The organism is Peptoniphilus harei (assembly GCF_900454685.1).
GTDB lineage: Bacteria > Bacillota > Clostridia > Tissierellales > Peptoniphilaceae > Peptoniphilus_A > Peptoniphilus_A harei.
This window is the reverse complement of the sequence record NZ_UATM01000032.1, coordinates 149,463-174,425: the sequence shown is the minus strand read 5'-3', so window position 1 is coordinate 174,425 and position 24,963 is coordinate 149,463. Positions and strand designations below refer to the sequence as shown.

General features: G+C 33.8%; 29 protein-coding genes and 1 pseudogene. 27 read left to right on the top strand and 3 right to left on the bottom strand.

Going from position 1 to position 24,963, the window contains the following annotated elements; all coding sequences use genetic code 11:
• The first annotated feature begins 8 nt into the window (after positions 1-8).
• The 15 genes from DRZ96_RS02320 (at position 9) to DRZ96_RS02250 (ending at position 12,697) form a co-directional block, all read left to right on the top strand.
• Complete coding sequence (locus tag DRZ96_RS02320; protein WP_112889422.1) at positions 9-1,730, top strand: catalase; 1,722 nt, start codon at positions 9-11, stop codon at positions 1,728-1,730.
• Between the two features lie 72 nt (positions 1,731-1,802).
• Positions 1,803-2,786 (top strand): radical SAM/SPASM domain-containing protein, encoded by a 984-nt coding sequence (locus tag DRZ96_RS02315; protein WP_112889421.1) that lies wholly within the window; start codon positions 1,803-1,805, stop codon positions 2,784-2,786.
• The gene (locus DRZ96_RS02310) at positions 2,787-3,314 is read left to right on the top strand and encodes a hypothetical protein (RefSeq protein WP_112889420.1); all 528 of its coding nucleotides are present in this window, start codon (positions 2,787-2,789) and stop codon (positions 3,312-3,314) included.
• Positions 3,311-3,784, top strand: coding sequence for a staygreen family protein (locus tag DRZ96_RS02305; RefSeq protein WP_112889419.1), 474 nt, complete (start codon positions 3,311-3,313; stop codon positions 3,782-3,784). Before DRZ96_RS02310 ends, DRZ96_RS02305 begins: the two co-directional genes overlap by 4 nt.
• 138 nt (positions 3,785-3,922) lie before the next feature.
• Positions 3,923-4,411 (top strand): NUDIX hydrolase, encoded by a 489-nt coding sequence (locus DRZ96_RS02300; RefSeq protein ID WP_112889418.1) that lies wholly within the window; start codon positions 3,923-3,925, stop codon positions 4,409-4,411.
• Between the two features lie 36 nt (positions 4,412-4,447).
• Positions 4,448-5,845 (top strand): cysteine--tRNA ligase, encoded by a 1,398-nt coding sequence (cysS, locus tag DRZ96_RS02295; RefSeq protein WP_112889417.1) that lies wholly within the window; start codon positions 4,448-4,450, stop codon positions 5,843-5,845.
• Complete coding sequence (locus DRZ96_RS02290; RefSeq protein ID WP_112889416.1) at positions 5,830-6,237, top strand: Mini-ribonuclease 3; 408 nt, start codon at positions 5,830-5,832, stop codon at positions 6,235-6,237. The genes cysS and DRZ96_RS02290 overlap by 16 nt, the downstream gene beginning before the upstream one ends.
• A complete protein-coding gene (thyX, locus tag DRZ96_RS02285; RefSeq protein ID WP_112889415.1) occupies positions 6,234-6,995 on the top strand; it encodes an FAD-dependent thymidylate synthase in 762 nt (253 codons plus the stop codon). Before DRZ96_RS02290 ends, thyX begins: the two co-directional genes overlap by 4 nt.
• Entirely contained in the window at positions 6,992-7,699 is a 708-nt protein-coding gene (gene rlmB / locus DRZ96_RS02280) for a 23S rRNA (guanosine(2251)-2'-O)-methyltransferase RlmB (RefSeq protein ID WP_112889414.1), read from the top strand. Before thyX ends, rlmB begins: the two co-directional genes overlap by 4 nt.
• A gap of 12 nt (positions 7,700-7,711) precedes the next feature.
• Positions 7,712-8,257, top strand: a complete 546-nt coding sequence (locus DRZ96_RS02275; RefSeq protein WP_112889413.1) for an NYN domain-containing protein — start codon at positions 7,712-7,714, stop codon at positions 8,255-8,257.
• 10 nt (positions 8,258-8,267) lie between these two features.
• Positions 8,268-9,281: a zinc-ribbon domain-containing protein gene (locus tag DRZ96_RS02270; RefSeq protein ID WP_112889412.1), complete on the top strand. Its 1,014-nt coding sequence runs from the start codon at positions 8,268-8,270 to the stop codon at positions 9,279-9,281.
• Between the two features lie 646 nt (positions 9,282-9,927).
• Entirely contained in the window at positions 9,928-10,158 is a 231-nt protein-coding gene (locus DRZ96_RS02265) for a FeoA family protein (protein WP_112889411.1), read from the top strand.
• Positions 10,159-10,160: 2 nt separating this feature from the next.
• The gene (locus DRZ96_RS02260; protein WP_112889410.1) at positions 10,161-10,400 is read left to right on the top strand and encodes a FeoA family protein; all 240 of its coding nucleotides are present in this window, start codon (positions 10,161-10,163) and stop codon (positions 10,398-10,400) included.
• A gap of 1 nt (position 10,401) precedes the next feature.
• A complete protein-coding gene (gene feoB, locus DRZ96_RS02255; RefSeq protein WP_112889409.1) occupies positions 10,402-12,564 on the top strand; it encodes a ferrous iron transport protein B in 2,163 nt (720 codons plus the stop codon).
• The gene (locus DRZ96_RS02250; protein ID WP_112889408.1) at positions 12,551-12,697 is read left to right on the top strand and encodes a FeoB-associated Cys-rich membrane protein; all 147 of its coding nucleotides are present in this window, start codon (positions 12,551-12,553) and stop codon (positions 12,695-12,697) included. Before feoB ends, DRZ96_RS02250 begins: the two co-directional genes overlap by 14 nt.
• 208 nt (positions 12,698-12,905) lie before the next feature.
• On the opposite strand, the pseudogene DRZ96_RS11960 reads toward DRZ96_RS02250, so the two are convergent.
• Positions 12,906-13,088: pseudogene (locus DRZ96_RS11960) on the bottom strand (transposase); the annotation flags it as partial.
• Positions 13,089-13,283: 195 nt separating this feature from the next.
• Here DRZ96_RS11960 and DRZ96_RS02240 point away from each other — a divergent pair.
• The 10 genes from DRZ96_RS02240 to DRZ96_RS02195 are packed head-to-tail and all read left to right on the top strand — an operon-like array spanning position 13,284 to position 22,475.
• Positions 13,284-13,679, top strand: a complete 396-nt coding sequence (locus DRZ96_RS02240; protein WP_070700756.1) for a DUF4418 family protein — start codon at positions 13,284-13,286, stop codon at positions 13,677-13,679.
• The gene (locus tag DRZ96_RS02235) at positions 13,679-14,356 is read left to right on the top strand and encodes an ABC transporter ATP-binding protein (RefSeq protein ID WP_005953819.1); all 678 of its coding nucleotides are present in this window, start codon (positions 13,679-13,681) and stop codon (positions 14,354-14,356) included. Before DRZ96_RS02240 ends, DRZ96_RS02235 begins: the two co-directional genes overlap by 1 nt.
• Positions 14,357-14,358: 2 nt before the next feature.
• Complete coding sequence (locus tag DRZ96_RS02230) at positions 14,359-15,711, top strand: FTR1 family iron permease (RefSeq protein WP_112889407.1); 1,353 nt, start codon at positions 14,359-14,361, stop codon at positions 15,709-15,711.
• A complete protein-coding gene (locus DRZ96_RS02225) occupies positions 15,705-16,370 on the top strand; it encodes an iron transporter (RefSeq protein ID WP_070700760.1) in 666 nt (221 codons plus the stop codon). The genes DRZ96_RS02230 and DRZ96_RS02225 overlap by 7 nt, the downstream gene beginning before the upstream one ends.
• Positions 16,371-16,406: 36 nt before the next feature.
• Positions 16,407-17,690 carry a DUF2318 domain-containing protein gene (locus DRZ96_RS02220; protein ID WP_112889406.1) on the top strand — a complete coding sequence of 428 codons (1,284 nt, stop codon included), beginning with the start codon at positions 16,407-16,409 and terminating at the stop codon, positions 17,688-17,690.
• An 8-nt stretch (positions 17,691-17,698) separates the two neighbouring features.
• Complete coding sequence (locus DRZ96_RS02215; RefSeq protein ID WP_112889405.1) at positions 17,699-18,982, top strand: ABC transporter permease; 1,284 nt, start codon at positions 17,699-17,701, stop codon at positions 18,980-18,982.
• The gene (locus tag DRZ96_RS02210; protein ID WP_070700769.1) at positions 18,972-20,120 is read left to right on the top strand and encodes an ABC transporter permease; all 1,149 of its coding nucleotides are present in this window, start codon (positions 18,972-18,974) and stop codon (positions 20,118-20,120) included. The genes DRZ96_RS02215 and DRZ96_RS02210 overlap by 11 nt, the downstream gene beginning before the upstream one ends.
• Positions 20,121-20,131: 11 nt before the next feature.
• Positions 20,132-20,851, top strand: coding sequence for an ABC transporter ATP-binding protein (locus tag DRZ96_RS02205; RefSeq protein WP_005953892.1), 720 nt, complete (start codon positions 20,132-20,134; stop codon positions 20,849-20,851).
• Positions 20,848-21,273 carry an FMN-binding protein gene (locus DRZ96_RS02200; RefSeq protein ID WP_019108511.1) on the top strand — a complete coding sequence of 142 codons (426 nt, stop codon included), beginning with the start codon at positions 20,848-20,850 and terminating at the stop codon, positions 21,271-21,273. Before DRZ96_RS02205 ends, DRZ96_RS02200 begins: the two co-directional genes overlap by 4 nt.
• Positions 21,273-22,475: an ABC transporter permease gene (locus DRZ96_RS02195; protein ID WP_112889404.1), complete on the top strand. Its 1,203-nt coding sequence runs from the start codon at positions 21,273-21,275 to the stop codon at positions 22,473-22,475. Before DRZ96_RS02200 ends, DRZ96_RS02195 begins: the two co-directional genes overlap by 1 nt.
• Positions 22,476-22,653: 178 nt before the next feature.
• On the opposite strand, the gene DRZ96_RS12300 is transcribed toward DRZ96_RS02195, so the two are convergent.
• Positions 22,654-22,941 carry a transposase gene (locus DRZ96_RS12300; RefSeq protein WP_112889403.1) on the bottom strand — a complete coding sequence of 96 codons (288 nt, stop codon included), beginning with the start codon at positions 22,939-22,941 and terminating at the stop codon, positions 22,654-22,656.
• Between the two features lie 35 nt (positions 22,942-22,976).
• Positions 22,977-23,288 carry a transposase gene (locus tag DRZ96_RS02185; RefSeq protein WP_256584868.1) on the bottom strand — a complete coding sequence of 104 codons (312 nt, stop codon included), beginning with the start codon at positions 23,286-23,288 and terminating at the stop codon, positions 22,977-22,979.
• Positions 23,289-23,635: 347 nt separating this feature from the next.
• Here DRZ96_RS02185 and DRZ96_RS02180 point away from each other — a divergent pair, with 347 nt between their 5' ends.
• Together DRZ96_RS02180 and DRZ96_RS02175 are read left to right on the top strand one after the other, a co-directional pair.
• A complete protein-coding gene (locus DRZ96_RS02180) occupies positions 23,636-23,959 on the top strand; it encodes a hypothetical protein (protein WP_070700775.1) in 324 nt (107 codons plus the stop codon).
• Positions 23,952-24,959 carry a V-type ATPase subunit gene (locus DRZ96_RS02175; RefSeq protein WP_112889401.1) on the top strand — a complete coding sequence of 336 codons (1,008 nt, stop codon included), beginning with the start codon at positions 23,952-23,954 and terminating at the stop codon, positions 24,957-24,959. The genes DRZ96_RS02180 and DRZ96_RS02175 overlap by 8 nt, the downstream gene beginning before the upstream one ends.
• Positions 24,960-24,963: the final 4 nt, after the last annotated feature.

Genomic DNA, 24,963 nt, shown 5'->3' with positions numbered 1-24,963 from the left:
GGTAAATAATGGCAGACGACAAGAAAAAAATGGACCCAACAGCAAAAAATAAATCAGGGGACCCAATACCTAGTAGGAATCAAAATGTTGATGATCCAGAATTAAGACGTGCAGGTGGACAACTAGTCGACAACGACGAAGACTCCATGACTGCAGGTATGGATGGTCACCTTTCAGTCCAAGACCTTTGGTTATTTGAAAAGCATGCTCACTTCAACAGGGAAGTTATTCCTGAAAGAAGGATGCACGCCAAGGGCTGGGGTGCCTGGGGTGAATTCACAGTAACTCATGACATCACAAAATACACTAAGGCCAAAATTTTTAGCAAGGTTGGAAACAAGTGCAAGGTCTTCTCAAGAATGTCAACTGTTGCTGGTGAACGTGGTGCAGCTGATGCAGAACGTGACATTCGTGGTTTTGCAGTTAGATTTTATACAGAAGATGGTAACTGGGACGTAGTTGGTAACAACACACCTGTCTTCTTCTTTAGAGACCCAATGAAGTTTATCGATTTAAACCACGCAGTTAAGAGAGACCCTAAGTCTCACCTTAGATCTCCTAATACAAACTTTGACTACTGGTCATCACTACCAGAATCACTACTACAAACGACTATAATAAATAGTGACAGGGGTATTCCTTCTTCCTTTAGGTATATGCACGGATTTGGTTCACACACTTACTCCATGTATAACGAAGAAGGCACAAGAGTTTGGGTTAAGTTCCACTTTAGAAGCCAACAAGGTATCCTAAACTACACTGACCAAGAAGCTGAAATGGTAAATGGTAAGGACAGGGAATCTTCTGGACGTGACCTATATGAAGCTATTGAAAATGGCAACTATCCAAAGTGGAAGATGTACATCCAAGTTATGACAGAAGAACAAGCTGAAAAGCACCCAACAAATCCTTTCGACCTAACAAAGATGTGGCTAAAGGAAGACTATCCACTAATTCCTGTAGGAGAATATGTTTTAAATAAATATCCAGACAACTTCTTCCAAGATGTTGAACAAGTTGCCTTTTCACCGGCAAATATTGTGCCAGGAATCGCACTTTCACCAGATAGGGTTCTTCAAGCTAGGGCCTTCTTCTATTCAGATGCCCAAAGATATAGACTTGGAGTTAACCACCACCAAATTCCTGTTAACTCACCACAAGGTGTGAAGAATCCTCATGACTACCACAGAGATGGACAAATGAGAGTAGACGGCAACAAGGGCGCAGAACTCCACTACAGACCAAACTCTTACGGTGGCTGGCAAGATCATCCAGATCTAGAAATACCACATGACAAGGGTGGAGAAACTAAGAGATATGACTACAGGGCAGACGATAGCGACTACTTCACTCAACCAGGTATGCTTTTCAACAGGATGACTGATGAGCAAAAATTAGTTTTATTTGAAAATACTGCAAGAAATATGGGCGACTCAACTATGCAAATCAAGCACAGATATATTAGAAACTGCTATGCAGCTGACCCAGAATATGGAAAGGGAGTTGCAAAGGCACTTGGAATTGATATAGATACAGTTGATTTAGAAATGAAGGCGCCAAAATCTCGTGAAGAATGGGAAAAATTAAATGCAAGAGATGCTGACCTAAATTATCCAACAGATCCTGCTGAACCAGAATCTGCAAAAGACCTTCCACCTGAAGGAAGAGATACAAATGCCGAAGACCCAACAACATTAATTGCTTGGGAAGATGACCCATATCTACTTTGATAAGAAAATAAATTAAATAATATTGGAATTGCCTCTTTTATGAGGCAATTTCTTTAGGAGGTTATAAGAAAAATGAAAATTGTATCTTATAATGTTACAAAAAAATGCAACCTCTACTGTGAACACTGCTATAGGAATTCTAAAGAAGATGTGGATTTGTCAGATGAGTTATCTACTGAAGAGGCAAAGGAAGTCTTTAGGGATATAAAAAAAGCTGGCTTTAATATGCTCAAATTAAGTGGTGGAGAACCACTAATGAGAGAGGATATTTTTGAACTTGCAGAATTTGCTTCTAGCCTAGGACTTTATACTTGCTTGGGCACTAATGGGACCCTTATAAATGAAGACAACATAGGACTTATAAAAAAATATATAAGATCAGTTGCTATTTCTATAGACTCAAGGGACAAAAATGTTCACGATTCCTTTAGGGGATACGAGGGGGCCTTTGATGAAACCATGAGAGGCATAGAGATTTTAAAGGAAAATGAGGTTAAGTTTCAGATTAACACCACTATCTCTAAAATTAATTTGAAGGAAATAGAGAGTCTTTTAGATTTTGCAAGTGAGCTGGGAGCATCTTCAGTCCATGTTCTATTCTTAGTTATGACAGGCAGGGGGAAAAACTTAGAAAATGTTTACCTAACAAAGGAAGAGTACACAGAAGCTATTAAAAAAGTTTTGGAGTATGAGTCAGACTTATTTATAAAGCCAACTTGTGCACCCCAATCAACTGTCTTGGCTAAAAAATTAAATTTAGACCCAAGAGTTAAAAAGTCTTGTATTGCAGGTACAAGTTATTGCAGCTTGGTCTACGATGGCAGGGTAAATATCTGTCCCTATGCAGAAGTAGAGGCCGGCAATGTAAAAGAAGATTCTTTTTATAATATTTGGAATAATAGCGAAGTCTTTAAAAAACTTAGGGATCCTTCATCCTATAAGGGAAGGTGTAGAACTTGTAATTTTAATAATATTTGTGGTGGATGTAGGGCCAGGGCTTTTGCAAACACTGGAGATTATTTAGAATTTGATAATTATTGTGTTTTAGGTGATTAGATGAAAAAATTTAGAGTGAAAGATTGGGTTTTAATGGGCCTTTCTCTGGCCATTATGATTGTTGTTGGTAAAATTCTTTATACAATATCCTTGAGTTTACCAATACCATCATCAAGAGTGCTTACGACAGCGCCAGCCTTTGCCTTTATATATACAGCAACAATTTTAAAAACTAGAAAAATTGGAACTGTGTCCTTAATTTCCTTGTGCTATGCCATTTATATGCTTAGGTTTTCTGTCTTTGGAGCCTTGGCTGGACTAGCGAGCGGAGTCTTAAGTGATATTTTAACCTTAATAGTCTTTAAAAATTATAATAAGGACAGAAATATATACTATTCAGTACCAACAAAAAGTGCTTTTGGCGTGTGGACTTCCTTTTTTATAGTAAAAATTTTTGTACCACAATCTAGATTTGTCCAAGCAGGAATTATTCCAACTCTTATAGTCACAATTGTAATATATTTTATTGGATACCTTGCTTCTAGATATACCTTAGAAATCTTTTCAAAAAGGATTGTTAGAGCATGAAAAATTTAAAAGTTATCGAAAAAGATTGTGTAAAAGATTTAGAATTAAAAAAAAGGAAATACATACTTTCTCATGATGATGAGACAGGAGAACTTTTCGTCGACATAGTTGATAGTCTAGATGATTTTACAATGAGCGAGGAAAAGGATGAGGTTTTTGGATATTGGGAAGATGAGTACTTTGTTTTTGAATGTTTTTTAGACAATGAAAACTCAAAATTTTCAACAAAGGCAAGATTTATAATTTTTAAAGAACATTTACAAAACTCTCTTCTTGCAATGGTAAAGGCTGAGAGAAAATTAAAATTTTCTGATACAGATATTTATGTAAAGGAAATTTATAATTCCAAAGATGAAAAATTTAATATAAGACTTGTAGAAAAAACCCTAAGAGATTATGTCTATAAAGAAGATGGGACTTTTGTAGAATATAGAAAAGGATTTGATTATAAGTCTTTAAAAAATATTTAAGATTAAGTGGATGAAAAATTCCACTTTTTTATTTTGCAAAAATATTCTTAATAAGAGAGCAGATTTTACTTAAATAAAGTCTTCATAATCTTTAAAAACAAGCCTAAATAGTGTAAAATAACTATGAGGAGTTTTGTCGTGGAATATTGGGATGTATATGATAAAAATGGAAAATGGAAGAGACGGGTCATAAGAAAAGGACAGCGTCTTAGAAATAGTGATTACCACCTTATAGTTGAGGGTTGGATTTTAAGAGATGATGGAAATTTTATTATCCAGAGAAGGTCTCTTAGCAAAAAATCCTTTGCTGGCATGTGGTATTGCTCTGCAGGTGGGTCTGTTATATCTAGAGAGACTCCCAAAGAGGGCATGGTACGTGAATTTAAGGAAGAGCTTGGCATCGATATAAGAGAAGATGAGCTCAAGCTCAAGAGGATAATCACTGAAAAAAACACAATATTTTATATTTTTCTAGTGCGTAAAAATGTTTCTCTTGATGAAATAGTCATGCAGGAGGAAGAGGTTATGGATGTTGACATAGCCAGCGTGGAAAAGATTCAAAAAATGGTTGAAGACAAAACTTTTATTGGACTTGATTACTACGAAAAATTTTTCAGAGGTATATAATCGTCTCAAATGAGGCGTTTTTTTATAGGAGGATTTATGAAATTATACAATACTCTAACGAGAAAAAAAGAAGACTTTGTGCCAATTAAGGAGGGCGAAGTTGGAATCTACAACTGTGGCCCAACTGTTTACAACTTTATTCACGTTGGTAACGCAAGACCTCTTGTTGTATTTGATACCTTGAGAAGGTACTTTGACTACAAGGGGATGAAGGTTAAGTTTGTAGTTAACTTCACAGATATTGACGACAAGATGATTAACAAGGCAAATGATGAAGGTGTTAAGGTTTCTGATATTGCCGAAAGATATATAAAAGAATTTAAAAAGGATGCAGGTGGCCTCCACCTTTATGACTATGAAACTATAAATCCAAGGGCGACTGAACACATTGATGAAATTATTGATTTTATTCAAACTCTTGTAGACAAGGGTGCAGCTTATGTGTCCAATGGTGATGTTTACTTTGACATTAGTCACGCCAAGGACTATGGAAAACTTTCAAGAAAAAATCTTGAAGACCTAATCTCTGGCCACAGGGTTGATGTAAATGATAATAAGAAAAATCCGCAAGACTTTGCCCTTTGGAAGAATAAAAAAGAAGGAGAACCCTTCTGGAAAGCACCTTGGGGAGAAGGGAGACCTGGCTGGCACATCGAGTGTTCTGTAATGGCCAAGACTATTATTGGCGACAACATAGACATCCACACAGGTGGCGAGGACCTACAATTCCCTCACCATGAAAATGAAATTGCTCAATCAGAAACTTGCAACGACGTTCCCTTCGCCAACTACTGGCTTCACAATGGAATGATAACTGTTGATAATGAAAAGATGTCAAAATCTAAGGGCAACTTCTTCACAGTTAGGGAAATCTCCCAAGAGTTTGACCTAGAAGTCTTGAGATTTTTCCTTTTGACAACTCAATACCGTTCACCAATTAATTTCTCAAGAGAAGTAATGGAACAGACAAAAAATTCAAGCAAGAGACTTTACAACGCAAAGTACAAGCTTGAAGATGCTATAGAAAAAACTTCTGTAGAAAAAATGACAGAAGATGAAGAAGCCTTATTAAAGGGTTATGACAAGCATATTGAAAAATTTGAATCAGCTATGGAAGACGACCTAAATACAGCTGATGCAATTACAGCAATCTTTGACTTAGTTAAGGACATTAACTTAAACTTAGACGAAAATTCTTCCAAAGAAATCCTAGAAAAATCCTTAGAGCTTTTAAAGAAACTAACTAAGGTTCTTGGAATTATGGAAGAAGAAAGAGAAGAAATATCAAATGATATAGAAGAACTTATCAAGGAAAGAAATGAGGCTAGGAAGAACAAGGACTTCGCTAGGGCTGATGAAATTCGTGATGAGTTGAAGAACATGGGCATTGAAATAGAAGATACGAGAAGTGGAACAACTTGGAAGAGAATTTAAATTTTTTAGAAGTTAAAAATTATAGTGAAGCTGAGGTAAGGGAACTAAGTCCCCTTGCCCTAGCTTACATAGGTGATGCTTGTTTTGAAATCTTAGTCAGGAGTGAAATCCTAGATTTGAGAAAGAACCCCAACAAGCTTCACAGGGAAAGCATAAAATATGTCAGGGCCAAGGGCCAAAGAGAGCTTTTTGAAAAAATAGAAGACCTCTTGACAGAAGATGAATATAGGATTTTTAAGAGGGGACGAAATGCCAAGTCTCACACAGTGCCAAAGAACGCAGATCCAATTGACTACAGGATTGCAACTGGAGTTGAGGCCCTTTATGGCTATCTCTACCTCTTAAAGAGATACGATAGGATTAGGGACTTATTTAAGGAGATGATAGGATGAAGGTAAAAATTATTTCGCACACAATGGATCCAGACAAGACCATTGCTGCAGCTGCAAAACTTTGCTATTCAAGAGTTGGTGTTGAAGAGATTACAGAAAATTTGACAGAGGAATCTACAGAAAAGTTTTTAGATAGACTTATGTCTTTTTCTCACTTATCTCCACTAGAACACGTTAGCTTTACCTTTGCAATAGAAGGAGTTTCAAGGACCCTTACTCATCAACTTGTAAGACACAGACTTGCCTCCTATTCACAACAATCCCAAAGGTATGTAAAGCTTGATTCCTTTGAATATATTATTCCACCTCAAATAGAAAAAAATGAGGAAGCAAAAAAAGTTTTTATAGAGGCAATGAAGAGGGATCAAGAGGACTACGACAAGTTAGTTGACATATTAGTAGAAGAAAATGCAAGACCTTTAATAGAGGAAGGAATGGATGAAGCCAAGGCAAGGAAGTCTGTGGAAAAAATGTCCATAGAAGATGCAAGGTATGTCTTCCCTAATGCTTGTGAGACAAAAATTGTTGTCACAATGAATGTTAGGACTCTAAGACACTTCTTCACAGTGAGATGTTGTGAAAGGGCCCAATGGGAAATAAGAGAACTTGCAACAGAAATGCTAAAAGAAGTAAAAGAAGTTGCCCCACTATTATTTAGGGACCAAGGACCGGCTTGTGTAAGTGGACCATGTCCTGAAGGAAAGATGACTTGCGGCAAGGCAAAGGAAATTAGAGAGAAGTTTAAGAATTTAAAATGAAATATATATACGGAAGAGGCCCAGTTATGGAGGCCATTAAAAATAAAGAAGTAGAAAAAATTTATGTAGGGAAAAATGCTAGTGGATCTATAAAGAAAATCCTTGGCATGGCTAGAGATGCAAGGATCCCTGCAGTTACAAGTGACAATGAAAAGCTAGAAGAACTTGCTGGCACAAAAAACCACCAAGCAGTAGTGGCCCTTGTAAGTGACTTTGAATATATTGAACTTGAGGACCTAATAAGAAAATTGGAAGACAAGGAAGATGCGAGAATTTTCATCTTAGATAAGATAGAAGATCCTCACAATTTTGGAGCCATTGCAAGAAGTTCCAACTTCTTTGGGGTTGATGCCATAATCTTCCCCAACAGGAGGGCCGCAACAGTAAATGACACTGTGGTAAAATCTTCTGCTGGAGCAATTTATGATATTGATGTCTGCAAGGTTTCAAATATTTCTCAATCCATTGACAAGTTAAAGGAAGCAGGTTTTTGGATATATGCAACAGACCTTGAGGGAGAAGACATAAGGGAATGCGACTTCTCTGGCAAGGCAGCTATAGTTATAGGCAACGAGGGCAAGGGAGTTTCAAAAAATATTTTGAAAAATTCCGACAAGATTATAACTATTCCAAATTTTTCTGACTTCGACTCACTTAACGCATCAGTAGCAGCAGCAATTGTCATGTATGAGATTAGAAGATAACAGAGTATAAAAATGAGAAGGCGAAAGAGTAGGTACAGAAGGGATGTAAATTATCTCTTTGTCGATGGATACAATATAATAAATTCTTGGCAATCCTTAATTGAATTAAAAAATGTATCTCTTGAAGATGCGAGAAATGAATTAATAGACACTATGATTGAATTTTCTCACACGACAAAGGAGCACATCATCCTAGTCTTTGATGCCTACTTGGTGAAAAAATCTGGCGGCAAGACCTACAAGAGAGATGGGATTGATGTAATCTTTACCAAGGAATTTGAAACGGCAGACCACTATATTGAGAGGCAACTTGATGAAATAGGCAAGCTCACCAATGTTCGGGTAGCTACAAGCGACAATGTAGAGCAGCAGATAATTTTATCTCGTGGTGGAACTAGGATTTCAGCAAGAGAGCTTGAAGCTGAAGTGAATAATTCTAAAAATAAGGTGAACTACGTGGCCAAGAAACTAAAGGAAGAAAGGGTTACAACCCTTGATGAAGATATAATTCATAAGCTCAAGAAATTAAAACATGATATGACGAAAAAGAATAGTTAGGAGGTTTAAGATGAAGTGCAAAAATTGTGGAAAAGAAAATAAGGAAGATGCTTTATTTTGTATGGAATGTGGTCACGATTTGAGAGAAGAAAGTGATTTTTCTAAAACAGAAATAATAAAAAATAAGCAGGATTATTATGAAGAAGACCATGATAAAATAGTAAATAATAATTCCTTCAAAGATGACTCCATGAGCCTTAAGCAAAAGGGATTAGTTTTTGGCTTAGTAGTTGTTGGACTATTGGCTTTTTCCCTAATATTTAATTTTGGATTTAGCAAATACAAATACTCAAAACTTGAGGCATCTGCAAGGGCTAATCTTGAGGCCAAAAATTATAAGGAAGCCAGAGAAAAATTTAGCCAACTTTATGAAAAGTCTTCTAAGAAAGAGTACTTAGATGAAATTAACAATATTGACAAAATCTTAGAAAATAAAGACCTTCTAAATAAGGCCAATAAAAAATATGAGGCTAGAGACTATGAAGCTTCACTTGCCAACCTAAAGGATATTCAAGTGGAAGAAGACGATGACTTAAGAGAAAAAGTTGATGCCCTTATTGAAAAGAACTACGCTGGAATGAAGGCAGAAATAAATCAGTTAAAATCCAGCAAAAATTATGACGGGGCCATCAATAGGTTAAACGAATATATAGCTCTTGATCCCGAAAACGCAGACTTTAAAAAAATGCTTGAAGATATAAATCTTGAAAAGACAAACAACGAAAAGAAGGCTCAAGAAGAAAGTGAAGCCACAAAGCAAAAGGCAAGAGCTGATGAGTTAGAAACTCAAATAAAAAAGCTTCAAAACCGTGAAGTATCAAGTCTTATTGGCACTTATCAATTTGTAACCTCAGGCAAGGCCAATGTGAGAAGTGGGCCAGGATTTGCCTACACTATCTCTTATGTTCTTCATAAGGGAGACCCAGTTTACGTTTACGACACAAGAAGAGCTGATGGAAGAACTTGGTGTAATGTAGGTAATGGATGGATAAGTTACAGAACCTTAAATGGAGAAGCAAAATAATAAAAATTTGACAGTCGAGAGGCTGTCTTTTTTTATTGGAATATTTTCTTTGATATAAAAATTATGAAGTCGTAAACAATTATGGACTTAGAAAAGACAAGTGACACAGTAAAAAAGTTTGAGCTTTAAATAATAGGTAAGTTATAAAAAATTATAGACCTATTAAGGCTTATAGAGTTAATAAAAAATACAAGGTCACAAATTTTTATAAACTTGTAAAAGTTTATGGCCCTGCAAGTATTAGTAAGGCTATTAGAATTAAAAATTCATTAGGCCATAGAGTTCAAATAAGCTATAAGAAATTATTAAGTAATAGAATTCAAATAGATTATAAAAATTTATCAGGCAATAAAAATTAAAGAAATTACTAAAATTTACTATCTAACAAAAAATAAACGAGCCTTTCTTATTAAAATTCTTCTATTATATTGGCCAATAAAAAAAAGAAAATTATAATATACAAGGCAACATAAGAAAGAGAAATCAAAAATATTCTCAATCTTAAAAATATTCAATTTTTTAAAAAAATTGGGGAATTGATTTAAATTTTCAATTACCTATGTTATAATAATTAAGCAAATGATAATCAAATTCAAATATTGATTTAAGTTTAATGAATTTATATAAATTAGAAACGAGTGATCAAATGCTTAGCTTATTAATGGCTCCCTTAAATGTAAATTTTAAAATTTTAAGGGTTAAGACTCTTAGGAACAGTGATGTAACAGAGTCTCACCTGGCAAATCTCGGTTTTGTTAAGGGCGCAGTTATAAAAGTTGTAAATGAAAATGACGGCAACTTAATTGTTTCCATTAAGGATGCAAGAGTTGCAATTGGTAAAGACATAGCGAAAAAAATTATGGTAGAGGAGATGTAAGCTTGCAAACTTTAAAAGATGCAGTAGTGGGAAAATACTATATAGTTAAAAAAATTAATGGTACAGGTCCTCTAAAGAGAAGGATTATGGACATGGGTATAACAAAAAATGCAGAAATTTACATAAGAAAGGTTGCACCCCTAGGTGACCCTATTCAAATTAATATAAGAAATTACGAGCTCAGCCTAAGACGAGCTGATGCTGAACTGATTTCTGTCGAAGAGATAGAAAAGGAGGATTAAGATGGCAATAACTATTGCACTTGCCGGTAATCCCAATAGTGGTAAGTCCACGCTTTTCAACAGTTTAACTGGTTCCAACCAATATGTTGGTAACTGGCCAGGGGTAACTGTTGAACAAAAGACTGGTAAGTATAAAAAAGATAAAGAAGTTCACTTTACAGATTTGCCGGGAATTTATTCCCTTTCTCCCTACACTTTGGAAGAAGTTGTATCAAGGGACTATCTTGTAAATGAAAGACCTGATGTAATTATAGATGTTGTTGACGCAACAAATATCGAAAGAAACTTATTTTTAGCAACTCAACTGCTTGAACTGGGAATCCCTGTTGTGATTGCCCTAAACATGATGGATGTTGTGAGAAAGAACAACGACTTCATTGACATTAAGAAGTTAGAAAAAGATCTTGGTTGTAAAATTGTTGAGATTTCTGCTCTTAAAAATGAAAACATTGATAAGTTAATTGAAACTGCCAAGTCTGTTGCAGGTCAAAAGAAGATGACTTATCAAGAGTTTGAAGAAGATGTAGAAAAATATATAAAAGAAATCGAAGAATTTTCTGTTATCAAGGACAATCCTGCTAAGAGATGGCTTGCAGTTAAGTTATTTGAGCAAGATGAAAAAATAATGAAAGAGTTTCCACTTTACGGCAAGGAAACTAGAAGGCTTGAAGAAATAATAGAAGAAGCTGAAGAAAAGTATGACGACGACGGAGAGGGAATTATCACAGACGGAAGGTACAACTTTGTTTCGAATGTTACAAAGGACACCGTGAAAAAGGGAAGAAAGGGAATGACAACTTCTGACAAAATCGACAGGATAGTCACAAACAGATTCCTTTCAATCCCAATTTTTGTTGGAGTTATAACTCTTGTTTATATAATTGCCATTAACTTCGTTGGAGGTCCAGTGACTGACTGGGTAAATGACGTTTTCTTCACAGAAATTATTGGCGAAAACTTTAGAGGATTTTTGGAAAATGCTGGCACATCAGAATTTTTAACATCACTATTAGTTGATGGTATTATTGCTGGTGTTGGGGCTGTACTTGGTTTCTTACCAGTAATTGCAGTTTTATTCCTATTTATTGCAATCCTTGAAGATATTGGTTATATGTCAAGAATTGCCTTTATCCTAGACAGGGTATTTAGAAAGTTTGGTCTATCAGGTAAGTCTTTCATTCCAATTCTTATGGGAACAGGTTGTTCAGTTCCTGCCATTATGGGAACAAGGACAATTGAGTCAGACAACGACAGAAGGATGACAATAATGACTGCCTCTTTCATGCCATGTGGTGCAAAGCTTGATGTTATTGCCATGTTTGCTGCCTTCTTAGGTGGCAGCTGGTGGTACGCACCTATTTGGTACTTCGGAGGGATAATGGCAGTAGTTGTTTCAGGTATAATCTTAAAGAAGACTAAGTACTTCTCAGGAGATCCTGCACCTTTTGTAATGGAACTTCCTGAATATCATATGCCAAGTGCAAGAAATATTTTCAAAGCAACTTGGTTTAGATGTAAGGCCTTTATTGTTAAGGCAGGTACAGTAATCCTTCTTGCAACAGTTGCAGTCTTCTTATTAAAATCTATCTCCCTTGATGGACACTTCGTGGATTTCAATGCAGATCCAGAAGATTCAATTTTAGCAGGATTTGGTAAAATTATTGCACCAATCTTTGCTCCACTTGGATTTGGAGATTGGATGGCAAGTGTTGCTACAATCCTTGGCCTAGTTGCCAAAGAAATTGTAGTAGGAACTTATGGAGTTCTTGCAGGTATAGGAGAAGTTGGAGCAGAGGATTCCAGCATGGTTGCTCTTGTAGCTTCTAAATTCTCTGTGGCATCAGCCTTTGCCTTTGTCTTCTTTAATCAACTTACAGTTCCTTGCTTTGCAGCAACGGGAGCAATAAAAGAAGAAATGGGTTCAAATAAGTGGTTTGGACTAGCAATTGGTTACCAATTACTTTTCTCTTACACAGTTGCCTTTATGATTTACCAATTTGGAAGAGTAATCGAAGGCGGATCCTTTAACCTGATGACAGGTCTTGCAGTAGTAGTATTATTTATCTACGGATATTTACTCTTTAGGAAGGATAGGTCAAAGCTTGAAAATAAAAATTTTTCAAACAAGGAAAATGACGAGGTGGTAAAGTATGAATCCAATTAATATTGTTATTGGTCTAGTAATTATTCTTGCACTTGCACTTGCATTAAAAAGAGTTTTTAGTAAAAAAGATGGATGCGGCTGTGGATGTGACTCTTGTCACACAGCTTGTCCAAGTCATGAAATAGAAAAATAATTTTTGAAGAATACTTCTTAGGGAGTATTCTTTTTGGCTCTATGTCAAATATTGGGGAGACTCGTTAACTCGAGTCTCTCTTTTCATTTAAAAATCAACACTTAGACGCTAATTAAACTATCAATCCTAAAACAACTAAAAAACTTTAAAAATGAGCATAGAAACAAAACTCCTAGGGGTTTTGCGGAATTTTCCTGTTTTCCCATCATTACTTACAAGCAAACATAATTCTTTTTCTAAACAAATTGAAGTTTTTCATACCAAAACAATTTCTCTTTAAAGTCTTTATCTTAGTATGAGTACCTTCAAGTGGACCATTAGACCAAGGATAGTCAAAAGAATTGCATATTTCATCAAACCACTTATTAAAAGCAGTGACACAAGATCTAAATTCTTTTAAATTTTATTAAATATATTTTAAGAAAATCTTATAAAAATTTAATAAAATTACATACTATAATTAAAAATGATTATTAAATGATATTAATTACCAAATTACATTTAATTAATGTAATTTTCAAAAAAATATAAACACGTTTTTATATTACAATGTCATCAATAAAGATAAGTAGAAAGGATAATTAAAATGAGTAGAAAAAAGATTTTAGGATATATTTCTGCTATTATAGGTCTCTTGTTAGTGCTTGCACCAAAATTTATAACACCAGTTTGTCCTCCTATGGAAAATGGGATGTTCATGAAATGCCATTGGATGGGAAATATGACTATGGGTATTGGCGCAGTCATTTTAGTATTAGCAATCATTCTTATTGTAGTTAAAGATTCAAAAATATCTTTAGGATTATCTATTTCAAATATAGCAATTGGTATTTTAGAGATACTAAACGCTCATGTACTTATTGGTGGATGCATGAAAGCTGATATGGCTTGCAGAGCAAAAACCATTCCATTTTGCACATTGTTGTCAGGCATATTGGTTTTAGCTAATATTTATTATTGTATGAAAGAAAGAAATTCATAATGGAATCAATAATTAAAACTGAAAATTTAAGCAAGAGTTTTAAGAGAGGTTCTAATACACTTTTTGCAGTTAAAAATGTAAACTTTACCTTGGAGGAGGGAGATTTTGTCAATATAATTGGCAGAAGTGGTTCTGGGAAGTCAACTTTTTTAAATCTTTTGTCTGGTTTATTAAAACCGACTGAAGGTAAAATTTTTGCTAAGGGCAAAGATATGAGTGATTTTTCTGATAGAGAAATTAGCAAATATAGGAATGAAGTCATAGGTTTTGTGCCACAAAGTCTAGGAACACTTCCAAATTTAAATGTTTTAGAGAATGTGTCTCTTCCTTATTATCTATTTAAAAGAGATGACTCTGCTTATGAAAAAGCAGCTATGCTTCTTGATGAGATGGGAATTTTGCATTTGAAAGATGATTTTCCTAAAAATTTATCTGGAGGAGAGCTAAAAAGAGTGCTGATAGCCAGATCTATGATTAATTCGCCGGAACTTTTGATTTTAGATGAGCCTACAAGTGATTTGGATAAAAATACTACTATGGAGATAATGGATTTATTAAAAAAAATAAATTCTAAAGGTACTGCACTTATTATAGTTACTCATGAGCTTGATATTTTAAAATATGGCAATACGCTTTGCCAAATGGAAGATGGAAGTTTAATAAAAAAAGAGGGATAGAGATGAATTTATTAAAGAAAAGGGCTAGCATTTTCGCAATGATAGTAATCATGATTAGCCTCACTTTCATGCCTGCTTTTGCAGCAGAAACAAATTATGCTAACTGGGTTGAAGTCGCTGATGCTATGTCAGAACATTTACAAAAAGCTGTGGAAGTTTACAAGCCTGGAGATAAGGATGCTAAAAAAGCAGCCACAGATGCAGTTAATGTTGCTTACTTTAAATTCTATGAAAAAATTGGATTTGAAAAAACAACTATGTCTGCAATTTCAGGCCAAAGGGGTTCAATGGTTGAACATCAATTTTACAGAGCAAAAAATTCTATCAAAGAAGATGCAGATCCAAAAGAAGTTAAAGATGAAATTGATGCACTTATAACTTATCTTCATGAAGATGCCCATACTCTTGATGGAACCTCTGGAGATTCTAAGTCCAGTGGTCAAAGTCAAGAAGATGCAAATAGCCTTTCAACAGGTCAATTGTTGGGAGAGCTGCTAAAAAGATATGGTACATTTTTTGCAGTTCTTGGACTTACACTTCGTGAAGGACTTGAAGCCATTTTAGTTGTAGCTGCCATTGCTGCATATTTATCAAAGACTAATAATAGAATTTATTTAAAAGGTGTATATATTGGAGCCTTGCTAGGCATTGTTTTTTCAGCAGTCCTAGCTGGAGTATTTAATATCATCGCCAATACAGTGGGAGAAGTTGAGTCTGGAATGGGGCAAGAAATATTCGAAGGAATTGCGATGTTTCTTGCTGTTATCGTACTATTTTATGTATCCAATTGGATGCTTTCTAAATCTGAAGTTGAAGTTTGGAATAGATACATTAAAAACAAAGTTGAACAATCTGTTTCCAAGGGTAATTATTTTGCCTTATCTTTCACTTCATTCTTAGCAGTAGCAAGAGAGGGTGCAGAACTTATTTTGTTTTTCCAAGGTATGAGAACAGGCATTTCTGATAATCCGATGCATATGTGGATTGGACTTTTAGTTGCCGCGATAATACTTGCAATTGTATATTATTTAATTGCTAAAGTTTCTGTAAGGCTACCATTAAAACCATTCTTTACATTTACTTCTTGGCTAATGTTTATACTTTGCTTGTCTTTCTTAGGAAAGGGCATAGGAGAATTACAAGAAGCAGATGTAATTGGCAGAACTGTAGTTCCTTGGATGAATGGATGGTCTGCTGAAGTTATAGGTATATACGATAGGTATGAAAATCTTATTCCACAAATTATTCTATTAGTAGTAACCATTGTTTCTGTTATCTATCAAAATAATAGAAACAAAAAAATTAGAGCTGAGCTTGAAGCCAGCCAAGAAAAAAATAGGAGGGTATTATGTTAAAAAAGAAAAGTTTATTTCTTGTTGTTATGACGCTTGTGTGTGCATTAATGTTTACAGCTTGTGGTAAAAAAGAAGATACAAAAGCTAATAATACAGCTAAAACTTCTACAGAAGAAAAAACACCAGCTGAAGAAAACAAAAAAGAAACAGGAGATGCAAAAGCTGCAGCTCCAGGAGAAGATGCAGGATTTGAAGAATTTCCAATTGGCGATGATCATACTGAAGGACCTCTAGTAATCTCAGGTGTATATTTCCAACCAGTAGATATGGAACCAGCAGGAAACTCAATTCCTAAAGAAGAAGCTGATTGCCATATTGAAGCTGACATTACAGCATCACAAGAAGGTGCGACATTAGGTTATGGTGTTGGTGATTTCGTTCCATGGTTACAAGTAAAAGCTTATTTACAAAAGGAAGGTTCAGACCATGTTCAAGAAGTAGCCTTCATGCCAATGAACGCATCTGATGGTCCACACTATGGTGCAAATGTTAAATTTGACGAAGGTGTTGGCGTTTATAATGTAAAATTTGAAGTTACTGCACCAGGTAATGACTACTTACTACACGTAGATAAAGAAACTGGTGTAACAGGTAGATTCTGGACAGAACCACTTGTTGCAGAATGGACTGACTTCGAATGGAACGGACCACAATGGTAAAGTTTTAAAAATTTATAATATTTATAAGGGGAATTCATGTTCCCCTTATATACATTTATCGGGGGTGAAATTATTTTAAAAATTTTTATTAAAGTTATGGAGGCGGGAATAGCCTTTTCTCTAATGATTTCTTTAATGCTTGCCTATTATATAACTAAAGAAAGTAAATATAAAAAGCATGTTATTATAATTTCTTTAATTTTAGGGATAATTGCAGCAATTGTTTCAATAATTATAAGAAATATACCTAATTTTATTAATAGGACAGAATTGAATTTCTGGTCTATGGTGCCCATAGTTATCTCGGTATTTTTAATATTAATTTTTATGATATTTGAAGATAAGATAAATGCTAAAATTTATGATAATTTCATTTCAGCATCGGTTGTTGTTTATCTTGTAGGAATGTGTTTTTATTATTTACCATATGTATTTAACCAATCAAACAAATTTGTATATTATGGCGAAAGTGCTGTTTCAACTATTGTACTTTTTAGGATTTTAGGCTTTGTTTTTGGGATAATCATGATGATTTTATCAGGACTTGCCATATATAAGTCCTCCGTTAAACTTGAAGGTAAAATCTTAAAGATTATTGTTTTTTTGAGCTTGATATGTTCAGGTATCAGCCAATTTAATATCATAATTCAAAGGTTTTATTCTAAAGGAATCATTCCTAGAAATGTTAACTTTTTTAGAGTTATTGCATTTATAGCTAATCACGAAAATGTGTTTTTATTTGCAACAATGTTAATTATGATAGCTATTCCAGTAATTTTATATAAGCAAAATATTAAAGTTAATGAAGAATATAGCAATAGGGCTCAGTTAAGAAAAATAAAGTATAGAATGAAGAATAAAAGACATTGGGCAATTTTTTTCCTTGCCGTTCTATTTATTAATACTTTTTCATTAACGGTTGGAAAGGCATATGCTAATAAGGAACAGGTCCTTTCACCACCTGAAGATTATCAAACTGAAAATGGAATGATTGTTATTCCTTTAAGTAGCTTAGAGGATATGCATTTGCACAGATATTTGTATAAGGCAAAGGATGGTGCACAAATGAGATTTTTCTGCATTAAAAAATCAGAAGGTTCCTATGGAGTTGTACTTGATGCCTGCGAGATATGTGGTCCATCTGGATATTTTGAAAGAGGCGATGATGTTATTTGTAAGTTGTGCGACGTTGTAATGAATAGGGGTACAATAGGTTTTAAGGGTGGATGTAACCCGATACCTTTCCCATACATTGTCCATGATAAAAAGATAAAGATTGCGCCAAAGGATCTTGACGCATTGTCTTATGTATTTAAGTAGGAGGGCTTATGTTTTGGAGAATAGTTAAAGGAGCACTTTTTAGACAAAAGGGAAAGATGGCTCTTATTGCATTTACAGTTGCCCTCGGAGCTTCTCTTGCCACTTCAATGTTAAATACCATGCTCGGTGTTGGAGATAAAGTTAATCAAGAATTAAAGACCTATGGAGCCAATATTAATGTATTGCCTAAGGAAGCTTCCCTTCTTGATGATTTGTATGGCATGCAAGAAAAAGAGGGGCAGGTTCAAAAATATTTAAAGGAATCAGAACTTCCTAACATTAAAACTATTTTTTGGGCTTACAATATTGTAGACTATACGCCATATCTTAACACTTGGGTTTCTTATAATAATGATTCTAAACATACTAAGATGGTAGGAACATGGTTTAATAATCATATGGATTTGCCTACTGGAGAATCAGTTGATACTGGTATGATTAGACTTAAAAACTGGTGGGAAGTTCAAGGCGAGTGGTTATCAGAAAATGATAGCGATTCAGTTATGCTTGGAAAGATTTTTGCAGACAGAAATGGATTTAAAGTTGGTGATGAAATCCAACTAAAAAGCAATAATTTAAACAAAAAATTAAAAGTTAAGGGTATTTTCTCATCAGGTTCTGATGAAGATGCATTTATATATGCTACTTTAAAAACAGCACAAGAATTTGCTGGAGTTACTGGAGTTGTAAATAAAGTTGAAGTATCAGCTCTTACTACACCAGACAATGACTTAGCAAGAAAGGCTGCCAAAAACCCACTATCTTTAACTATTAAGGAATGGGAAGTATGGTATTGTACAGCTTATGTTTCTGCTATTTGTTATCAAATAACAGAAGTAATGACTGATTCTGTAGCTAAGCCAATTCGCCAAGTTGCAGAAAGTGAAGGAGATATTTTAAATAAGACTACTCTTCTTATGGTTTTAATTACAGTATTAACTTTGATTGGTTCAGGCTTTGGTATTTCTAATCTTATTACAGCATCTGTAATGGAAAGATCTAATGAAATTGGACTTCAAAAAGCTATAGGGGCGTCAAATGGAAGAATAATTGGTATAATTCTTGTGGAAATAATTTTGACAGCGATATTTGGAACAGTTATAGGTTACGGTGTTGGTCTGCTACTTACTCAGATTATTGGTCTAACAGTTTTTGGCTCAGCAATAGCTCCAACAGCTATGGTAGTTCCTATTGTAGCAATACTTATTATTCTTGTTACAATATTGGGTTCAATACCAGCTATAAGATACCTTTTGAATTTAAATCCAACGGAGGTACTACATGGCAGATAAACAAAGTAAAAATAAATTTTACTTAAAAATGATAATGACTTCCTTGGCAAGGAGACGTGCAAGAATGTTAACAGCACTACTTGCTATAGCTATGGGAGCAACAATTATTTCAGGACTTGTTACTATTTACTATGATATTCCTAGACAAATGGGTAAGGAGTTTAGGTCTTATGGTGCAAATATGTTGGTAATTCCCACTAACCCTGATAAAAAAATTACCAATGAACAGTTAGATGAAATTAAATCGTTAATTCCATCGGGAAAGCTTGTCGGTCAGGCACCCTATATTTATACAAATGCAAAAATTAATGAACAACCTTATATGCTTGCAGGTACAGATTTAAAGGGAGCGAAAGAAAATTCTCCATACTGGCTTATTGATGGGTCATGGCCTGAAAAACCAAGAGAAGTTTTAATAGGTAATGAAGTTTCAAAGGCTTTGGAATTAAAAGAAGGAGATAAAATTATTATAAATACTCCCAAAGTTAATGGAGAAGGTTCTATAGATACTAATTTTGTTGTTTCAGGAGTTGTAACAACAGGCGGTAAAGAAGAAGAACTTATTTTTATGGGTATTGATGATATTTCACAGCTTGTTAAAGACAAAAATTATGATGTCGTAGAATATTCAGTAGAAGCTGAACAAAATGAACTTTCAAAAATAGTATCAAATATTTCACAAAAGGATGGATCTCTAACTCCACAAATGGTAAAAAGAGTTACCGCCTCACAAGATATAGTTTTGAATAAATTACAAGCTCTTGTCTTCATTGTAACGATAATAGTATTATTCATAATGATGATATGTGTATCCACAACAATGATGGCTGTTGTAACTGAAAGGCGTAAAGAAATAGGTCTTAAGAAAGCTTTGGGCGCCACAAATTCGTCAGTAATTGTTGATTTTTTAGGTGAAGGAGCATTTTTGGGGGTTTTTGGTGGACTTTTAGGCGTTGCATTAGGATATATATTTGCCAATAGAGTAAGTATTTCGGTATTTGCTAGAAAGGTAAGTTTCTTGCCTCTTTTAGTACCTATGACAATTATTGTCTGTATAGTAATAACTATAGTTGCATCTTTAATACCAGTATCTAAAACTGTTGATATTGATCCAGCTTTAGTGCTTCGTGGAGAATAGAAAGGAATTTTATGGATATATTAAAACTCGTAGATGTTTCAAAAATTTATGGTGAACTTAAAGCCCTTGACAAAATCAATTTAAGTGTAGAAAAGGGCGAATGGATTTCTATAATGGGTCCATCAGGTTCTGGTAAAACAACAATGATGAATATTATTGGTGCCATGGATAAACCTTCACTTGGCGAAGTTATTTTGGATGGTGAAGATATAGCAAAAAAATCACCTAAGGAACTAACAGTTATTAGAAGGGATAAGATAGGACTTATTTTCCAACAATTTCATTTAGTTAATTATTTAAGTGCTTTGGAAAATGTAATGATGTCACAATATTATCATTCTATGCCAGATGCACAAGAAGCAATGGAAGCTTTGGCTGCAGTAGGTCTTGCTGATAGAGCCAAGCACTTACCCAACCAATTATCAGGTGGGGAACAACAAAGAGTATGTATAGCTAGAGCTCTTATCAATCATCCTGCTATACTTTTGGCTGATGAACCTACGGGAAATTTGGATGAAAAGAATGAATATATAGTTCTTGACATATTTGAAAAACTTCACAATGCAGGTTCAACAATTATTGTTGTAACTCACGACCCTGAAGTCGGTGAAGAATCTGAAAGAATGATAACTCTTGAACATGGTAAGATTACAAAAGAAGAAAAAATGAAAAGAAAAAGACCTGTTCTTGATTCTACAATAAAAGACGAAAAACTTAAGGAGTTTATATGAGAAAAATTTTAAATGCATTAATAATTTTATCTTTGGGGCTTGTCCTAGTTGCTTGTGGAGGAGATAAAAAAGAAGAAGCTCCAAGCGTAAGCTATAAGGACGGCACATATCATGGAGAATCTGCCAAAGATGAAAGAGGCGGACTTGTAAAAGTGGATATAAGTGTTAAAGACAATAAGATTGAATCTTGCACAATGCAAAACATTGATGGAGATGGAAAAGAAAAGGATGAATCTTATGGTCAAAGCCAAAATGAAGGACTATATAAGATTGCCCAACAAGCTATAAATCTTGCAAAGTCATACCCAGATAGATTAGTGGAAAAAGGAAGCCCTGAAGGAGTGGACGTTATTTCGGGGGCAACAGAAACCTACAAGCAATTTATTGAAGCTTGCAACAATGCTCTTGCTGATGCAAAATAATGAAAGATTTATACACAGTTAATTTAGCAAAAAAGAATATAGAAAATAAAAAGGCAAGGTCAATTACCTTGATTTTACTTGTAGGAATTTTAACTTTTATATTATTCATGTCATCATTTATAATTTTTTCTCTTAAAAACGGCATGAAATCTCTATCAGATAGGATGGGAGCAGACATTATAGTAGTCCCAGAAGGTTATGATTCCAAAATTACAGGTGCAATATTAAGGGGAGAACCTAATACATTCTTTTTTGACAAGGATATATTAAATAGAGTAAAAAAAATACCAGGAGTTGAAAAAGCCTGTGGTCAAGTTTATCTAGCTACACTTTCTGCTGGATGCTGTTCTTTTCCCATTCAAGTTATAGGAATTGACTTTTCTGATGACTTTAGCGTTAAACCTTGGCTTGAAAAACAGATTAAAACTCCAATTAAAGCTGGGCAAGTTGTTGTAGGTGCTAACATTGTGGGGGATATTAATCATAAGGTTAAATTTTTTAATCAAGAATTTGATATAAGAGGTAGGCTTGCAAAAACTGGCATGGGTTTTGATAATTCAGTTTTTATGACAATAGAAGAAACTCATAGATTAGCCAAGGAATATGAAAAGATAATTAATCATCCGGTGGCAAGAAAAGATGATATATCTTCTATTTTAGTAAAAGTTGAAAAAAACAAAGATCCAAAAACAATTCAAAAACTTATTAAAGAAGAATTTAAAAAAGAAAAAGTGTATCCTTTATTGCCAAGAAAAATAATGACACAAGTTTCAGATTCAGCAAAAAACATGCTTGTGTATGTGTATATATTGATAGCTTTGATTTGGATACTAGCTTTTTTTATTTTAAGTCTTGTAAATACCTTATCAGTTAAGGAAAGGAAAAGAGAATTTGCAACCATAAGGATATTAGGAGCAACAAAGAAAAAACTCAGTGAAGTAGTTCTTATTGAATCTATGCTAATTAATGGTACAGGTGCAGTCATAGGTTCTGTGCTTTCCTTTGTTTTAAGTATAACTTTCAATAATGTATTTTCATCACTTTTGAATATGCCTTTTTTAAGACCGAATATATTCCTTATGATTTTAATGTTAATAATAGTAATAATTTTAGGAACCTTGTTAGGACCAATATCTTCAATTATTGCTATTAATAAAATAAATAAAGTAGAATTATTATTGATGCAAAGAGATAATGATTAAAATAGGCTCTATGTCAAATATTGGGGAGACTCGTTAATTCGAGTCTCTCTTTTCATTTAAAAATCAATACTTAGACGCTAATTAAACTATCAATTCTAAAACAATAAAAAACTACTAAAAATAAACATAGCAAATAAAACTACTAGGGGTTTTACGGAATTTTTCTGTTTTCCTATCACTACTTACAAGCAAACATAATTCTTTTTCTAAACAAATTGAAATTTTTCATACCAAAACAATTTCTCTTTAAAGTCTTTATCTTAGTGTGAGTAACTTCAAGTGGACCATTAGACCAAGGATAATCAAAAGAGTTACATATTTCATCAAACCATTTCTTAAAAGCAGTGGTACAAGATTTAAATTCTTTTAAATTAGATTCCTCAGCTCTTTTTATCCATTCTCTTAAAGATTTAGTGGCTCTAACTCTATTGGGTTGAGTAAGAACATATTGGTACCAACAGGGCACACAGTAAAATAATTCTTTTAACCTATATGCTAATTTTAAATCTTCACAAAACCAAGCATTAAAGAAACATCTTTAGCTTGGTCAGTTGTTAGCTTAGAAGCAGGTTTTATAAATAGGCTCCTACTTTTCTTAAAATACTTTCTTAGCTTAGAAGAAATATCCTTTTGAATTCTCTTTCTAACATTCTCTAAAGCCCATGAAACTTGTCTAATGAAATGATACCTATCAACTATATGAATAGAATTCTTAAAGAATCTATTCTTGACAGACTTAAAGGTATTGGACATATCACTTACAAAAAACTTAACACCTTGTCTCTCCTTGTTAGGTACTTTTTTAAATCTAATACTTATGAGAATAAACTTAAAAAATCTATTAGCTTTTCACTTATTATTAACGAGTAGTCCTTAGTATAAGAATTAGAGTTTTGTAAACAAAATTTTTGAATTTTAAAAATTCAATTTTACAGGCCAAGAAATGGGATATTATGAGAATCCCAAAGAAGATAAATAAGAAGAAAATTATTTATTATTAAAAACTAATGAAAGAGATTTTCACAAAGGAGAATAAATTTTCAATATATGGAATGTGATAGAAATGTGAAATATTTCAAACTCCTATAAAGCCCTTGAATTAGAAACTGAAAGTAATATAATGAGAATTGCACAAGGAAATAAAAAGAGTGGTGATATTTTTGAAAGAAAGTATAGATAGTATTTTGGCAATAGATAAAAAAACCAGAGAACTTGTCGAAAATACTGATAAAGAAATAGAAGAAATAAAAAAAGACCTGCGAGAAAAGTTAACAGATCTTGAAAATGAATCAATAGAAAAGTCAAAACTCCTTGGCAAGGAGAAAAGCGATGAGATTTTAAGAGACTTTGAAAATAAGGCCGATGATCTTAGGAAAGAAAATCAAAAAAATCTAGAAGAAATAGAAGCTTTTTATGAAAAAAATTCTGACGACCTAATAAGAGTTGCCTTTGATAAATTGATTGGAAGGGACTCCAATGTTTGAAGGTCTAAAGGCTTTAAATGCTAAGATTTTAAAAATGTATTCGGACTTTTTGGTCTACGAAGACTTTGTAAATATGGCAGAGGGCGACAATGTCAGATTTTGTCTCTCTTACTTAAAGGAAAAGAAATTTCCAAATATAGATTCCTTTTCAGATATTTATGAAATTGAAGAGTTTTTGCAAGATTACAGAAGAAGACAAGTAAAAAAACTTCAAGGATTTTTGCCCGGTAAGTACTCAGACTTTATCAAGGCCTACATGGAAAGAGAAAAGGTAGAAAAAATTGTAAAAATCTTGAGGGCCCTAAGGATGAATAAGGAGCCTAGGGTTGAAAAATTAGTAATAAATGGAAGAAATATTCCCTTTAAGGAAGAAAGCTTTGAATCTTTTATAGATAATTTAAAGGACACGCCTTATTACGACTACATGAAGAACTACAAGTCATCAAGAGATGAGGATTCCCTTTTTTCCATTGAGATGAATCTTGACAAGTACTATTACAGGAACTTGACTGAGTCAATAAAGTCTTTGTCAAAGGCTGATAGGGACGAGTTCAAAAAGATCTTTGGAGTCAAGATAGATTTATTAAATATTATCTGGATATACAGGGCCAAGAAGTATTATGATATTTCACCAGAAGAAATTTTCAACTTTACCATTTTTGGTGGTAACTACAATTCTGAAAAGCTCCTCCACCTATCTTATATTGATGAAGAAGAATTTGAAGAAGAGATTAAAAAGTCTAAGTACTCTATTCTTTTTGCCGATGGTAGGGTTATAAGAACTGGAAGGACTTCTAAAAGGCTAATGTATTCTATTGCAAACAAGAATTTTAGAAGGACAGATGGGATTGGAAAATTTATGAGCTTCTTAATTCTTTTGGATTCTGAAATTGAAAACATTGAAAGAATTTTGGAAGCTACTAGGTTTGGCCTAAGTAAAGAAGAAAAATTAAAATATATGATCGTCGATAGAAAGGAAAGTGAAGAAGTTGGCCGTTGAAAGA